Source organism: Aquimarina addita (assembly GCF_039539305.1).
Lineage (GTDB): Bacteria > Bacteroidota > Bacteroidia > Flavobacteriales > Flavobacteriaceae > Aquimarina > Aquimarina addita.
In genome coordinates, this window is sequence record NZ_BAABCW010000002.1 from 134,106 (window position 1) to 148,872 (window position 14,767).

The following is a 14,767-nucleotide window of genomic DNA, read 5'->3' on the forward strand; positions in this document are numbered from 1 at the left end:
TAAACAATTTATAAAAAACAAAGAATGAATATCGTTTCTTTTATTGCAAAACAGGTTTCTATTTCAGAAAAGCAAATCGCTAAAACGATTGCACTATTGGATGATGGTGCTACAATTCCTTTTATTTCCAGATATCGTAAAGAAATGACAGGAAACCTTGATGAAGTAGCCATAGGAGAGATCGTAAAATATAAAGCTGGTTATGAGGTACTGCAGAAAAGAAAAGAAAGTGTCCTAGCTTCAATAAAGGAGCAAGAAGCATTAACACCAGAGTTACAAAAACGTATCGAATTAGCACAGCTTTTATCTGAGGTAGAAGATTTGTATTTGCCATATAAGAAAAAGCGTAAAACCAAAGCTTCTGTTGCAAGAGAACAAGGACTCGAACCCTTGGCAAAAATTATAATAAAACAACGAGAGGAAGAGATTCTTTTTGTCGCATCGCAATACTTCACAGCCGACATTATTAATGAAGAATCAGCATTACAAGGAGCTAGAGATATTGTTGCAGAATGGATTAGTGAAGATGAAAAGGTACGTAATAGAATACGTAGATTATATCAAAGAAAGGCTACGATATCCGCCACAGTTATTAAATCAAAAAAAGCAGATGAAACTGCACAGAAATATCAACAATATTTTGAATGGGAAGAACCTTTACAAAAATGTCCATCACATAGATTGCTGGCTATTCTCCGTGCAGAAAATGAGAAAATTGTACGGGTAAAAATTACGGTTCCCGAAAATGATGCGTTGGATATTATTGACAACATTATGATCACATCAAGTATAGAAGCGTGTACAGATCATATGTTTTTGGCGATCGCTGATGCATATAAACGATTAATAGCACCAGCGATTGCTACAGAAATTTTAAATCAGGCAAAAGAAAAAGCAGATGATGATGCAATTAAGGTATTCGCTCAAAATTTAAAACAACTATTATTAGGTTCTCCATTAGGACAAAAAAGAATTTTGGCTTTAGATCCAGGTTTTAAATCCGGGTGCAAAGTAGTGTGTCTTGCAGCACAAGGAGACCTGTTACATAATGAAAATATATATCCACACCCTCCACAACGAGAAACAACTAATGCCATTAAGAAAATCCGTTCTTTGGTCAATGCCTATAAAATTGAAGCGATTGCTATTGGTAATGGCACTGCAGCAAGAGAAACAGAGACATTTATAAAAAAAATACCCTTTGACAACCAGATTCAGGTATTTATGGTCAATGAAAGTGGAGCCTCTGTCTATTCTGCCTCAAAAATAGCAAGAGCAGAGTTCCCTAATTATGATGTGACTGTTAGAGGTGCTGTGTCAATTGGTAGAAGGTTGGCAGATCCTTTGGCTGAATTGGTAAAAATTGATCCTAAAGCTATAGGTGTAGGGCAGTACCAACATGATGTAGATCAAACAAAATTAAAGAACGAATTAGATACGGTAGTCATGAGTTGTGTGAATAGTGTAGGGATTAACGTAAATACAGCCAGCGCTCCTTTATTAAGTTACGTATCTGGAATAGGAGAAAAGCTTGCAGAGAATATTGTGAAGTATCGATCCGATAATGGAGCTTTGCAGTCGCGTGAAGAGTTAAAAAAAGTACCCCGATTAGGTGGTAAAGCTTATGAACAAGCAGCAGCATTTCTTAGAATTAGGGATCCTAAAAATCCATTGGATAATTCTGCAGTACATCCAGAACGCTATGGATTAGTATCAAAAATAGCCAAAAATGTTGGAATCCCAGTTCACGAATTAATAGGAAATAAAGATGTTATTGCTAAAATTGAATTACAAAATTATATCTCAGAAGATGTAGGGTTACCTACGTTGACAGATATTGTCAAAGAGTTAGAGAAACCAGGGGTGGATCCAAGAAAAAAAGCAAGAGTTTTTGAATTTGACCCTAATGTGAAAACCATTAATGATTTGATTACAGGGATGAAACTGCCTGGAATTGTTAATAATATTACCAATTTTGGATGTTTTGTGGATATCGGAATAAAAGAAAGTGGTCTGATACATATCTCAAAACTAGCTAATCAATATATCAGTGATGTCAATGCTGTTGTTCAATTAAATCAACATCTTATGGTTACTGTGATCAGTGTGGATGTGCCTAGAAAGAGAGTACAATTGTCATTGATCGATGGATAATATCTTGTGTGATCATTTTTGTCTTAAAACAAAAACCCAACGACATTCGTTGGGTTTTATATGTTATACATATTAAAGATTACTTTTTATCCTCTTCTATTTTTCCAGGTTTTTCCTCATCTTCTTTAGTAGCATCTTTAAATTCTTTAATTCCACTTCCTAAACCTCTCATTAATTCTGGTATTTTTTTACCTCCAAATAAAAGAAGGATCGCTACAACTACGAGTGCGATCTGCCAAGGACCAAACATTCCTAAAAATATACTTAGTGATATCATGATATTATTATTAGGTTACAAAGTTAACAAGATTTACTTAAAAATGTCATTTTTATGCAATCAAAAACTCTTTTTAAGACAATTTCACACCGAGTAATAAGACTATTTACAACTAATTAACGTTTTGATGTAAGATTTAGCGTTTTTACAAGTACCGAAATGATAAATTCTGAGGTAAGAATAAAACTCAAAATGAATTCAATACGTATATTTGTTTTTAATTGCACTAACCCAATTATAAAAGAGTTCAAAATACTATATTGTGATATCTTAGTATGTATTGCTGACTGAAAGGCAATTTTGATACATTCATAGTATTAGAAATAATGTATGGCTAAAAAGAAAAAAGAACAAAAAAAAATTACTAAAAAGCTACTGAATAAGTATCGCTTAGTCATTCTTAATGAAGATACTTTTGAAGAACGTATATCTTTTAAACTTACTAGGTTAAATGTATTTGTTTTGGTTATGATCACTACGGTTGTTTTAATTTCCTGTACAACCTTTTTAATAGCCTTTACACCATTAAGAGAGTACATACCGGGATACTCTTCTACTTCATTGGATCTTAAAGCAAGTAGACTCGTAACGACAGCGGATTCCTTGAAGGCTGTAATCAATGTAAGACAGGAATATTTTAATTCTATCAAAAAAGTATTAAACGGTGAAGTAAAGACAGTAGAGTTTGATATAGATTCTGCATTACAATCCCAAAAACTGAACCCGCAGGAAGTAGATCTCAACCCATCAGAAGAGGATATACAATTAAGAGAAGAAGTTTCCAGAGAAGATAAATATAGTTTATTCGAAAGTGAAAAATCAAGCGCAGGTTTTTCTCTATTTCCACCAGTGCAAGGTAGTATTACTTCTTTATATGATGCTAATGAAAAACATTATGCAGTCGATATTGCGGTGCCTAAGGATACCCCGGTAAAAGCAGCTGCTGCAGGAACGGTAATTTTTGCAGAATGGACATCAGAAACGGGACATGTCATTATCTTGGATCACGGCAATAATCTACTGACAGTATACAAACACAATGCTTCACTCACTAAACAACAAGGGGAACAGGTAAAAGAGGGAGAAGTGATTGCAACAGCAGGATCTACAGGAGAACTATCTACAGGTCCTCATTTGCATTTTGAATTATGGAAAGATGGATATCATACAGACCCATCAAAGTTTATTGATTTTGAATAATACATATGTCGATTAAAGGATTAGCAGCTAAGATTTTTGCGAAACGAATTCGAAAAAGAATTGATACCTGGGCTAATAACCCAATAAAAACCCAGCAGAAAGTCTTTAAAGATCTACTACATACTGCAAGAGATACTGCTTTTGGGAAAGATCACTGTTTTAAAGATATTAAGAACCATAAAGATTTTGTAAAACAAGTTCCAATTAGAGACTATGAGCAATTAAGACCTTATGTAGATCGGGTAGTTGATGGTGAGCCTGATATTTTATGGCCGGGAAAACCTTTATATTTTGCAAAAACTTCTGGAACTACCAGTGGGGTAAAATATATTCCTCTTACAAAAGCCTCGATGCCCACACATATTAAAGCAGCACGTAATGCAATTCTATGTTACATAGCAGAAAGTGGTAAAACAGCTTTTGTGGATGGTAAAATGATTTTTTTACAAGGAAGTCCTGAATTGATAGAAAAAAACGGAGTACATGTGGGTAGGCTTTCAGGTATTGTGGCACACTATGTGCCAAAGTATCTTCAGAAAAACAGAATGCCAAGCTTTGAAACCAACAGTATCGACGATTGGGAAAAAAAGGTAGATGCTATCGTAGAAGAAACGGTAGATGAGGATATGACTATCATTAGCGGAATCCCACCATGGGTGCAGATGTATTTTGAAAAGTTACAACATAAAACGGGCAAGCAAATAGGAAAACTTTTTAAAAATTTCGAACTATTCATTTATGGGGGAGTAAACTTTGAACCTTACCGGGTTACTTTCGAAAAATTAATTGGAAGAAAAGTTGCAGGGATTGAATTATATCCAGCATCCGAAGGTTTTTTCGCATTCCAGGATAAACAAAATGAAAAAGGAATGCTATTACAATTAGACTCAGGAATGTTTTATGAGTTTGTTAAAGCGGATACTTTTTTTGATGAACACCCTAAACGATTAACGATATCAGATGTTGAGGTTGGAGTCAATTATGTTATGTTGATTTCCTCTAATGCCGGTTTATGGGCATATAATATTGGCGATACAGTACAATTTACCAATACAGATCCATATCGAGTTGTGGTGTCTGGGAGAATTAAACATTTTATTTCAGCATTCGGAGAACATGTAATTGGGAAGGAAGTAGAACAAGCTCTAAAAGAAGGCGCAGAAGCAACAGGTGCAATGATTAAAGAGTTTACCGTAGCTCCTCAGATTAATCCTGAAGCTTCAGAATTACCTTATCATGAATGGTTTATTGAGTTTCAGGAAGAACCTCTACATATAGAAAATCTGGCACTACAGATCGATAATTCTCTTAGAAAACAAAATTCTTATTACGATGATTTAATAGTGGGGCATATTTTGAGAACACTTAAGATTACAACAGTTCCTGCTAATGGATTTAATGAATACATGAAATCTGTGGGAAAATTAGGAGGGCAAAACAAATTACCCAGACTTTCTAATGATAGAAAAATAGCAGATGTATTAACTGCAATGACAACTACCTAAAATTAGGTACAAAAGATTTACTTCAAACATTTCCTTAATCATAATAAATACACTTTTCATCTTATTGATTATAAGTGGCCTGAAGGTCTTGTTTTTTATTTACTGTAGAATTGATAATAAGTTATATATTTGTTAGTAAAACGTATGACAAATCACAAATCACAAGGAAGAAACAGGGCACAAGAAAGTTCTAGTGCTATAGAGCGAATGTATATTACTATGAGACATTTGTTTAACAGAGGTTTTTATAAACCTATGGGAGTTTCTGGTGATACATTGCGTGAAGGATTATTAGCACTTCGACCAGAGATTTATGGTTCAGTATCCGAAGAAAAAGCAGAGCTTAATGGTCTGTTATATGTTATTGATCGATTACCTTTTGGGATTGAGGAGTGTCGCTTTATTAATCTAACCAGCGAAGAGGGTTATAAAGACTCACATTTTAAAGCGATTGTACCACCAAAAAGAAGAAGAAATTGTTACCGTATTGATGAGGAACAAATGAATATTGAGATTACTCGGGGACGGTCAGAAATCTACGATATTCTTACACACCTTACATTTTTGTTTATAGAATCGCATAAAATTATGAATCGTGTGGTTATTAATGAAGAAGGTAATGTGACCAGGGATTGGGACAAATTGGAAAAGGCAGTTTCATCAAAAAAAGAACTAACAAAAGCAGAGCGCGAAGTTGCGCTTACACATACAGCTAATATATTAGGAAGGACTTTTAAAGAAGTTTCTTCTATTTATACGAGTTTTTCATGTGCAGCAAATAAAGAACGGTTTTTACATATTATTTATTGGCTGGGAAAATTGGCAATAGAAGAAACCGTAAATGATAACAAAAGGATTGTCACATTTAGCCCTGTACTAAGAGAACGTTTAGGGCATCACATTCATGGGGAAATATGGGCAAATAATATTAAACGTGTTTTGGAAAAATTGGAGGCGTTAGACCGTCCGATTCATGTTATAAGTGCTAATATGCATAGTGTAATGAATACATTGTATGCACCTGTGGCATTAAAAACAGAACTAAAAAACAAAACTACTTTTGATATTTATGAACTTCTCAGTGATGGTAAAAATGATAAATTAAGAAAAAAGGTAGAAAAATTAGCGTTACAAAGAGGAATGACCCACATAGAAGATCACAGTGGAGCTAATATTAACGTTCAGATTTTTGATACGAAAAAATATGTAGATGGAGTATATACTGAATTTATAAAAGATATAGAAGACCATCAGAAACCTATTATTATTGTGATGGATTATGCATTTGGCGAGCAAGCGTATGAAACTATGGATGAATTGCTAAAGCCTTATGTAAAAGAGAATGATAGAAAGCATTTAAATGTTAAATCAGTTTCCATTATGGGTAAAGCTGGTATTCTGGAAGGAGGAAAAGGTGATATTATGATACCTACTGCTCATGTTTTTGAAGGTACAGCAGATAATTATCCATTTAAAAATGAACTAAAAAAGAAGGACCTAGAAGGAAATGGAATAGATATTTATGATGGAGCAATGATCACAGTATTAGGTACATCATTACAAAATAGAGATATTCTTGCATTTTTTCATGATTCAACCTGGAGTGTTATCGGTTTAGAAATGGAAGGAGCACATTATCAAAAAGCCATTCAATCTGCATCAAAACTTAGAGGTAGCATAAGTTCTAAGGTAAAAGTAAGGTATGCATATTATGCCTCTGATAATCCATTGGAAACTGGGAGTACCTTGGCCTCCGGTGGGTTAGGAACCACTGGAGTGAAACCCACATATTTAATTACAGAAAAAATTTTAGAACAAATTTTTAAAGAAGTATAAATAAAATGAATCAAAAAATCGCCAGTGAAGAAGAGATTGATGTAAATCAGGTCATAAAATTGATCAAAAGGGTTGTCATAAAAATTCTTAGACTCTTTTTCTCTATCATAACATTCTATAAGAAGAAATGGATATTTTTTTTACTTCTATTAGCTGTAGGAGCTACTGCAGGATATTTTATAGACAGGAAGATAGGAAGTACTATTTATAAACAAGAAGTTATTATTGAACCAAAATATAGATCGGTTTCATATATCTATAGTTTTATAGATAATTTATCTTATAAACTAGGAGATAAAAAATATATCCAATCTTTAGGAATGGAATCTTTGTGGAGCAGAAATATTGAATCTATTGAAATAACTCCGATAATAGCAGCGGATGATATTATGATAGAGCTAAAAGACACGTTTAACGATCAAGAATCTTATGAAGTTCTCTATGAAAAATCTGAAAATGATTTAAATATAGAGAAATTTAGAAACTTCTATAAACATCACAAAATCGTTGTCTATTTTAAATCTGATCAAGAATATAATAGTAAAATTACAGCTTCTATTTTAGAAAGTATTTCCAATAATAGTTATTTTAGAGACCAAATAGCTTTTGAATTTAATCAAGCATCTTCGGATTTAAAAAGAAATACTACATCACTTCAATTTATTGATCAATACCTTGCCAGCTTGAGTACCGATACTACAAAAAAAGATCAAGATGTAATTATTATTGCTGATGAAACTCAAACGACTACTATTGCTGCATTATTAAAGCAGAAATCCTCTCTATTAATAAATATAAAGAAAAATGAAGAAACACTAAATCTTTATAAAGAAGTGTTTCTTAAAGTAAGTGATAGTGATGTAATTAGTTACCAGAAGAAGATTTTTTATAATTTATTGGTTTTAATACCGCTATTTGCATTTATTGGGGTGTCAATATTTTATCTGATTAGGTATTTATATATCGAGCTTCAAAAACTGGTTACAACTTAATAAAAGTGAAAAGAACGATTTTAATTACAGGAGGCGCAGGTTTTATTGGATCCAATTATATAAATTTTAAATCCAAAGAAGAAGATACACGAATAATTAATCTTGATAATTTAACGTATGCCAGTGATTTGGATAATTTAGAAGTTACTAATACGAGCAATTATACTTTTATTCAAGGAGATATTTGTGACCAGAAATTGGTAAATGATATTTTTTCTACTTATAAAATAGATACGGTAGTGCATTTTGCCGCGGAATCTCATGTGGATAATTCTATAAGTAAACCAAGGGCATTTATAGATACTAATATAGTAGGCACATTTAATTTATTATCAGTAGCCAATAATTTTTGGATGAATGCGCCTAATAAATGTAAAGATAAGTACGAACAAGCTCGATTTTTACACATATCAACAGATGAGGTATATGGTAGTTTAGGGAATACAGGATTATTTACAGAGAGTACACCATATGCACCTAATAGTCCTTATAGTGCTTCTAAAGCATCATCTGATATGTTGGTTAGGAGTTATTTCCATACCTATGGATTACCAGTACTAACAACAAACTGTTCGAATAATTATGGGCCAAGACAGCATGATGAAAAATTGATTCCTACTATTATTAGAAAAGCAATACATCAGGAATCAATTCCGATTTATGGAGACGGTAAAAATGTAAGAGACTGGTTATATGTGGAGGATCATTGTTGTGGAATTGATTTAGTATTGAAAAAAGGTCGTCTAGGAGATACATATAATATTGGAGGGAAAAACGAAAGAGAGAATATATATATCGCTACTAAGATTTGTTCTATTTTGGATACATTAAAGCCTTTAAGTAATCAAAGTTCATATAAGGATTTAATTACATATGTTAAAGATAGACCCGGACACGATTTTAGATATGCAATTGATGCTTCTAAAATTGAGAGTGAGTTATCATGGAGAGCAGATGAAAATTTTGAGACGGGTATTCAAAAGACAATCGAATGGTATTTACAAAAATATAAGCCTAAAAACTAAGATATTAAATTACCTGTGAGAGATACAATTTGATCCCTTTTGTTTGATTTCGCTATATTTTTTAATCCATGTCTTAGATATGGTAATGATGTGGCAGGAAGATAAACTCTTTCCATTAGCTCACAGTAAAAAATTCTGAGTTCATTAAAACTTTAGGATGTCTTGTCATTAAATAATTATTAAAAATAAATAAATGAAAGGAATCATATTAGCAGGAGGATCAGGTACGAGATTGTATCCATTGACACTAGCAGTCAGCAAACAATTGATGCCTATATATGATAAACCTATGATTTATTATCCATTATCTACATTAATGTCTGCAGGTATTAAAGAGATCCTAATTATTTCTACACCACAAGACGTACCTCTATTTCAGAAATTACTGGGCAATGGCAAAAAATATGGATGTAATTTTCAATATGCAATACAGGAACAACCCAGAGGATTAGCTGAAGCATTCATTATTGGTGAGCAATTTATTGGGGGTGATAAAGTCGCGCTGATTCTAGGGGATAATATTTTTTATGGATCAGGACTGGAAGAACTTTTAGAGAGCAATAATGACCCGGATGGAGGCGTTATTTATGCGTACCATGTGCAAGATCCTCAACGTTATGGAGTAGTTGATTTTGATCATAAAGGAAATGCAATATCGATTGAAGAAAAACCAACGAATCCTGCATCTAATTTTGCTGTTCCCGGTATTTATTTTTATGATAATGAAGTAATTAAAATTGCAAAAAATAGTATCCCAAGTAATCGAGGAGAACTGGAAATTACAGATATTAACAATGTGTATTTAAAAAAGCAAAAATTAAAAGTTAGTATTTTAGATAAAGGCACTGCCTGGTTGGATACAGGAACTTTTAATTCACTAATGCAAGCATCGCAATTTGTACAGGTTATTGAAGAGAGACAAGGGTTAAAAATTGGTGCAATAGAAGAAATGGCTTATAAAAAAGGTTTTATAAATAAAAAGCAGCTAAAAGAATTAGCAAAACCATTAATCAAAAGCGGCTACGGAAAATATTTATTACAATTAGATTAATAATGGAGATAATAAAAACCTGTTTGGATGGATGTTTTATTCTAAAACCTAAAGTATTTAAGGATGAGAGAGGTGCTTTTTTTGAAAGCTTTCATAAAATTACTTTTGAAAAATTAACTGGAATGCAGATTGATTTTGTTCAAGATAATCAATCTGTTTCTTTCAAAGGAACAGTTAGGGGGTTACATTTCCAGACAGGTAAATATGCTCAAGCTAAACTAGTAAGGGTAATTGAAGGCGAAGTACTTGATGTTGCAGTGGATATCAGACCAACGTCTACAACTTATGGAAAACACATTGCTGTTATTTTAAATCATAATAATAACAATCAATTATTTGTTCCCAGAGGTTTTGCACATGGATTTATAACATTGAGTGAAAAAGTCATCTTAGGGTATAAATGTGATAATTATTATAATAAAGATTATGAATCCGGGATCTTTTATGATGACCCAGAATTAAATATTGATTGGAAATTGGACAATTCAGAAATCATATTGTCTAAAAAAGATAGGAAATTAAAATTCTTTAATGATTTATTTTAAATCTAAGAACGAACTATCAGGAGTTTAAAAGTAATTAGGTTATCGCACTGAATGAGTTGAGTGTTGTTCTATTAAAATTTATGATGAATTCGAATAAAATCAATGTTATGATAACTGGCGCCAGTGGACAGTTAGGTCAATGTTTGCAAAAACTTGATGGAAATTACCATAATCTCAATTTATGTTTCTATGAATCAGAAAAACTGGATATTACTAATAAAATAAACTTGAAAGTAATATTTGAATCTAAATCGTTTGATTATATAATTAACTGTGCGGCATATACTAATGTAGAATTAGCAGAAAAAGAAACAGAAAAAGCGTACCTTATCAATGCAGAAGGAGTAAAAAATTTAGCAGAGATTTGTGAAATGAATAATGCAACGCTTATTCATATCTCTACTGATTATGTTTTCGATGGTCAAAAAAAATCTCCTTATTTAGAAGAAGATGCAACGAGGCCTATAAATGAATATGGGAAATCTAAGTTGTTAGGAGAAAAATACATAAAGGAGATTGTAAACAGATACTTTATTATTAGAACTTCTTGGCTGTATTCTAGTTACGGAAATAATTTTTATAACACTATTTTGAAAAAAGCAAAAATTGTAAATGAGTTAAGTATAGTATCGTCGGAAAGAGGTACTCCAACAAACGCCAACGATTTAGCAGGATTTATATTACAGCTAATTTCTCATAAGAATATGATACATGGCTTGTATCATTATAGCAACCTTGGAGAGGCATCTTGGTATGATTTTGCTAAAGAGATATTACGTCTAGAAGGTAAACTTGATTCAATAAAACTAGAAAAAACAGATAATTATCCTACTTTTGCAGAGAGACCAAAATATAGCGTTTTAGATAAAAAGAAATGTTTGGACTTGCCCGATGTATGTATCCTGAATTGGAAAGAATCCTTAAGGATATTAATGAATAATAGACAGTAGACATATGCTATATCCACTAAAATTTTATCCAATCTTAAAAGAAAAAATTTGGGGAGGTACTAAGTTGAAGACATTATTAAATAAACCCTCAATTAAAGATAATATTGGTGAAAGCTGGGAAATTTCAACAGTAGGAGATGATATATCTATAATTTCTAATGGAGTTTATGAAGGTAAAAACTTAGTAGAATTAATAAAAGAAGGTAAAAGTAATCTTCTTGGAAAAAAAGTATACCAAGAATTCGGGAATCAATTTCCCTTATTAATCAAATTTATAGATGCTAAGCAAGATTTATCAATACAATTGCATCCTAATGACGAAATAGCAAAAAAAAGACATAATTCATTTGGTAAAACCGAAATGTGGTATGTAATGCAGGCAGACAAGGAGTCTGAATTAATTATAGGATTTAATAAAAGTACCTCAGAAAAAGAATACATTAGATATCTAAAAGAGAATAGAATTACCGAATTACTGAATTTTGAGAATATCAAAGAAGGCGATAGTTTTTTTATTGATGTAGGTACGATCCACGCTATAAATTCTGGTGTTTTAATTGCAGAAATACAGCAGACTTCTGATATTACTTACAGAATATACGACTGGGATAGAAAAGACGCTACGGGTATGACCCGAGAGCTGCATACGGATTTAGCCTTAGAAGCACTTAATTATGAAACCAGTGAAGATTCAAAATTGAATTATAATCGAGATGCTAATACGCCTAATATATTGGCTTCCTGTAAATATTTTAAAACAAATTATTTAAAGATTACTGAGAATTACGAAAGAAATTATATCGGTTTAGATTCTTTTAAGGTTTTATTATGTACAAAAGGAGAGGGTGATGTGCTGGTTGGAAACTATAAAGAAAAAATAAAAACTGGAGAATCTTTGTTAATTCCTGCAATTTTTGACTCGATACAGATCACAAGCTCATATGCCGAGTTTCTGGAAGTTTATATTAATTAAAGATACAATTTGTCAGGGTTAAAAAAAGATGTTTTAGTACCCCCCGACAAGAATTAGATACGATAATACAAGACACAAATTAAGAATATGACAACCAAAAAAGCATTTATAACGGGGGTTACCGGACAGGATGGGGCTTATTTAAGTGAGTTCTTATTAAAAAAAGGATATGAAGTACATGGGATGAAAAGAAGGTCTTCTCTTTTTAATACAGATAGGATTGATCATTTATATCAGGATCCTCATATAGAAAATCGTAACTTTCATCTCCATTATGGAGACATGACGGATAGTACCAATCTTATTCGTTTGATACAGGAAATTCAACCTGATGAGATTTATAATTTAGCGGCAATGAGCCATGTTCATGTTTCATTTCAAACACCTGAATATACAGCCAATGCAGATGCCACGGGCACACTTAGAATACTAGAGGCAATTCGAATTTTAGGATTAGAAAAGAAAACAAGAATTTATCAGGCTTCCACTTCAGAGCTTTATGGAAAAGTTCAGGAAGTACCTCAATCAGAGACCACACCGTTTTATCCAAGAAGTCCATATGCTGTTGCTAAGATGTATGCATTTTGGATTACTGTTAATTATAGAGAAGCTTATGATATGTATGCTTGTAATGGTATTCTATTTAATCATGAATCGCCAATTAGAGGAGAAACATTTGTTACGCGTAAAATTACAAGAGCTGTATCCAGAATTGCATTAGGATTGCAAGATAAATTCTATTTAGGGAACTTAAATGCTCAGCGAGATTGGGGACATGCTAAGGACTATGTGCGTATGATGTGGATGATTTTACAAGCTGAGGAACCCGAAGATTGGGTCATCGCAACAGGAAAGACTACAGCTGTAAGAGATTTTGTAAAGATGAGTTTTGCAGAAACAGGGATTGAACTTGAGTTTAGAGGAGAAGGGATTAATGAAAAAGCTTATGTTACTAAGTGCAATAACCCAGAATACCAATTAGAAATAGGTAAAGAGGTTTTGAGTGTAGATCCTAAATATTTTAGACCTACAGAAGTTGAATTGCTTATAGGTGACCCTACAAAAGCTAAAGAAAAGCTTGGTTGGACTTTAAAATATGACTTGAATGATCTAATTAAAGATATGATGAAAAGTGATTTAAAACTTATGAAGAAAGATCAGTATCTTAGAACTGGAGGTTATACAACACTTAATTATTTCGAATAAATAATGCATAAAGATTCCAAAATATATATTGCTGGTCATAGAGGATTGGTAGGAAGTGCAATTCTGAAGAATTTAGAAACAAGAGGATATACTAGATTTGTTACAAGAACTCATAAAGAGTTAGATCTTACAGATGCCAATGCTGTTAAAATTTTTTTTGAAAAGGAAAAACCTGAATATGTCTTCTTGGCAGCGGCAAAAGTAGGAGGAATAGTAGCTAATAACACGTATAGAGCGGATTTTATATATGAAAATTTGATGATTCAGAATAATGTGATTCATTACAGCCATATTCAAGGAGTTAAAAAGTTACTTTTTTTAGGAAGTACTTGTATTTATCCTAAGAGTTGTCCGCAACCAATGAAAGAGGAGTATCTGTTAACTGATACGCTAGAATATACAAATGAACCTTACGCTATTGCTAAAATTGCTGGTATTAAAATGTGCGAAAGTTACAATTTGCAATATGGGAGTAATTTTATTTCAGTAATGCCAACGAATCTGTACGGACCCAATGATAACTTTGATTTAGAAAAATCACATGTATTACCCGCTTTAATAAGAAAAATGCATGTAGCAAAATTGCTGTCAGAATCCAGAAATGATGAAGTGCTGGAAAATCTTAAGATGGATACGTTAACGGATGCAAAAAAGTATCTGAAAGCATTTGGAGTGACTAATGATACTGTAGAGATATGGGGAACAGGTGCTCCCATGAGAGAGTTCTTATGGAGTGAGGACATGGCAGATGCTTGTGTTTTTATTATGGAGAATAGAGATTTTAAGGACACTTACGAAACTGGTTCTATTGAAATACGAAACACACATATCAATATCGGAACGGGTAAAGATATATCAATCAAAGATTTAGCTATGTTAATAAAGAATGTTGTAGGTTTTAAAGGTGAATTAGTTTTTAATACAGATCGACCAGATGGCACAATAAAAAAGTTAACAGATGTTTCTAAGCTAAATGCTTTGGGGTGGAAGCATAAAATAGAATTAGAAGATGGAATTAAAAAAGTGTATGAATGGTATATCAATAGATAAAAA

The 14,767-nt window shown here is 32.4% G+C and carries 13 protein-coding genes; 12 read left to right on the forward strand and 1 reads right to left on the reverse strand.

Features of this window, described 5'->3' with window-relative positions:
* Positions 1-24: 24 nt before the first annotated feature.
* The gene (locus tag ABD816_RS03225) at positions 25-2,154 is read left to right on the forward strand and encodes a Tex family protein (protein WP_344924700.1); all 2,130 of its coding nucleotides are present in this window, start codon (positions 25-27) and stop codon (positions 2,152-2,154) included.
* Positions 2,155-2,233: 79 nt separating this feature from the next.
* On the opposite strand, the gene ABD816_RS03230 is transcribed toward ABD816_RS03225, so the two are convergent.
* Entirely contained in the window at positions 2,234-2,431 is a 198-nt protein-coding gene (locus ABD816_RS03230; protein WP_344924702.1) for a twin-arginine translocase TatA/TatE family subunit, read from the reverse strand.
* Positions 2,432-2,761: 330 nt separating this feature from the next.
* Between ABD816_RS03230 and ABD816_RS03235 the strand changes: the two genes are divergently transcribed.
* The 11 genes from ABD816_RS03235 to ABD816_RS03285 all read left to right on the forward strand — a co-directional run bounded on the left by ABD816_RS03235 (position 2,762) and on the right by ABD816_RS03285 (position 14,764).
* The gene (locus ABD816_RS03235) at positions 2,762-3,631 is read left to right on the forward strand and encodes a M23 family metallopeptidase (protein ID WP_344924704.1); all 870 of its coding nucleotides are present in this window, start codon (positions 2,762-2,764) and stop codon (positions 3,629-3,631) included.
* Positions 3,632-3,636: 5 nt separating this feature from the next.
* Complete coding sequence (locus ABD816_RS03240; RefSeq protein WP_344924706.1) at positions 3,637-5,136, forward strand: GH3 auxin-responsive promoter family protein; 1,500 nt, start codon at positions 3,637-3,639, stop codon at positions 5,134-5,136.
* A gap of 144 nt (positions 5,137-5,280) precedes the next feature.
* Positions 5,281-6,972, forward strand: coding sequence for a DUF6909 family protein (locus ABD816_RS03245; RefSeq protein ID WP_344924708.1), 1,692 nt, complete (start codon positions 5,281-5,283; stop codon positions 6,970-6,972).
* 5 nt (positions 6,973-6,977) lie between these two features.
* Positions 6,978-7,964: a hypothetical protein gene (locus tag ABD816_RS03250; protein ID WP_344924710.1), complete on the forward strand. Its 987-nt coding sequence runs from the start codon at positions 6,978-6,980 to the stop codon at positions 7,962-7,964.
* 5 nt (positions 7,965-7,969) lie between these two features.
* Positions 7,970-8,989: a dTDP-glucose 4,6-dehydratase gene (gene rfbB / locus ABD816_RS03255; protein ID WP_344924712.1), complete on the forward strand. Its 1,020-nt coding sequence runs from the start codon at positions 7,970-7,972 to the stop codon at positions 8,987-8,989.
* A gap of 193 nt (positions 8,990-9,182) precedes the next feature.
* Complete coding sequence (gene rfbA / locus ABD816_RS03260; protein ID WP_344924714.1) at positions 9,183-10,040, forward strand: glucose-1-phosphate thymidylyltransferase RfbA; 858 nt, start codon at positions 9,183-9,185, stop codon at positions 10,038-10,040.
* Between the two features lie 2 nt (positions 10,041-10,042).
* A complete protein-coding gene (gene rfbC, locus ABD816_RS03265) occupies positions 10,043-10,585 on the forward strand; it encodes a dTDP-4-dehydrorhamnose 3,5-epimerase (RefSeq protein ID WP_344924716.1) in 543 nt (180 codons plus the stop codon).
* Positions 10,586-10,665: 80 nt separating this feature from the next.
* The gene (gene rfbD, locus ABD816_RS03270) at positions 10,666-11,535 is read left to right on the forward strand and encodes a dTDP-4-dehydrorhamnose reductase (protein ID WP_344924718.1); all 870 of its coding nucleotides are present in this window, start codon (positions 10,666-10,668) and stop codon (positions 11,533-11,535) included.
* Positions 11,536-11,539: 4 nt separating this feature from the next.
* A complete protein-coding gene (locus ABD816_RS03275; RefSeq protein ID WP_344924719.1) occupies positions 11,540-12,508 on the forward strand; it encodes a type I phosphomannose isomerase catalytic subunit in 969 nt (322 codons plus the stop codon).
* A gap of 87 nt (positions 12,509-12,595) precedes the next feature.
* On the forward strand, positions 12,596-13,714 hold the full coding sequence (gene gmd, locus ABD816_RS03280) for a GDP-mannose 4,6-dehydratase (protein ID WP_344924721.1): 1,119 nt from the start codon (positions 12,596-12,598) through the stop codon (positions 13,712-13,714).
* Positions 13,715-13,717: 3 nt separating this feature from the next.
* A complete protein-coding gene (locus tag ABD816_RS03285) occupies positions 13,718-14,764 on the forward strand; it encodes a GDP-L-fucose synthase family protein (RefSeq protein WP_344924723.1) in 1,047 nt (348 codons plus the stop codon).
* Positions 14,765-14,767: the final 3 nt, after the last annotated feature.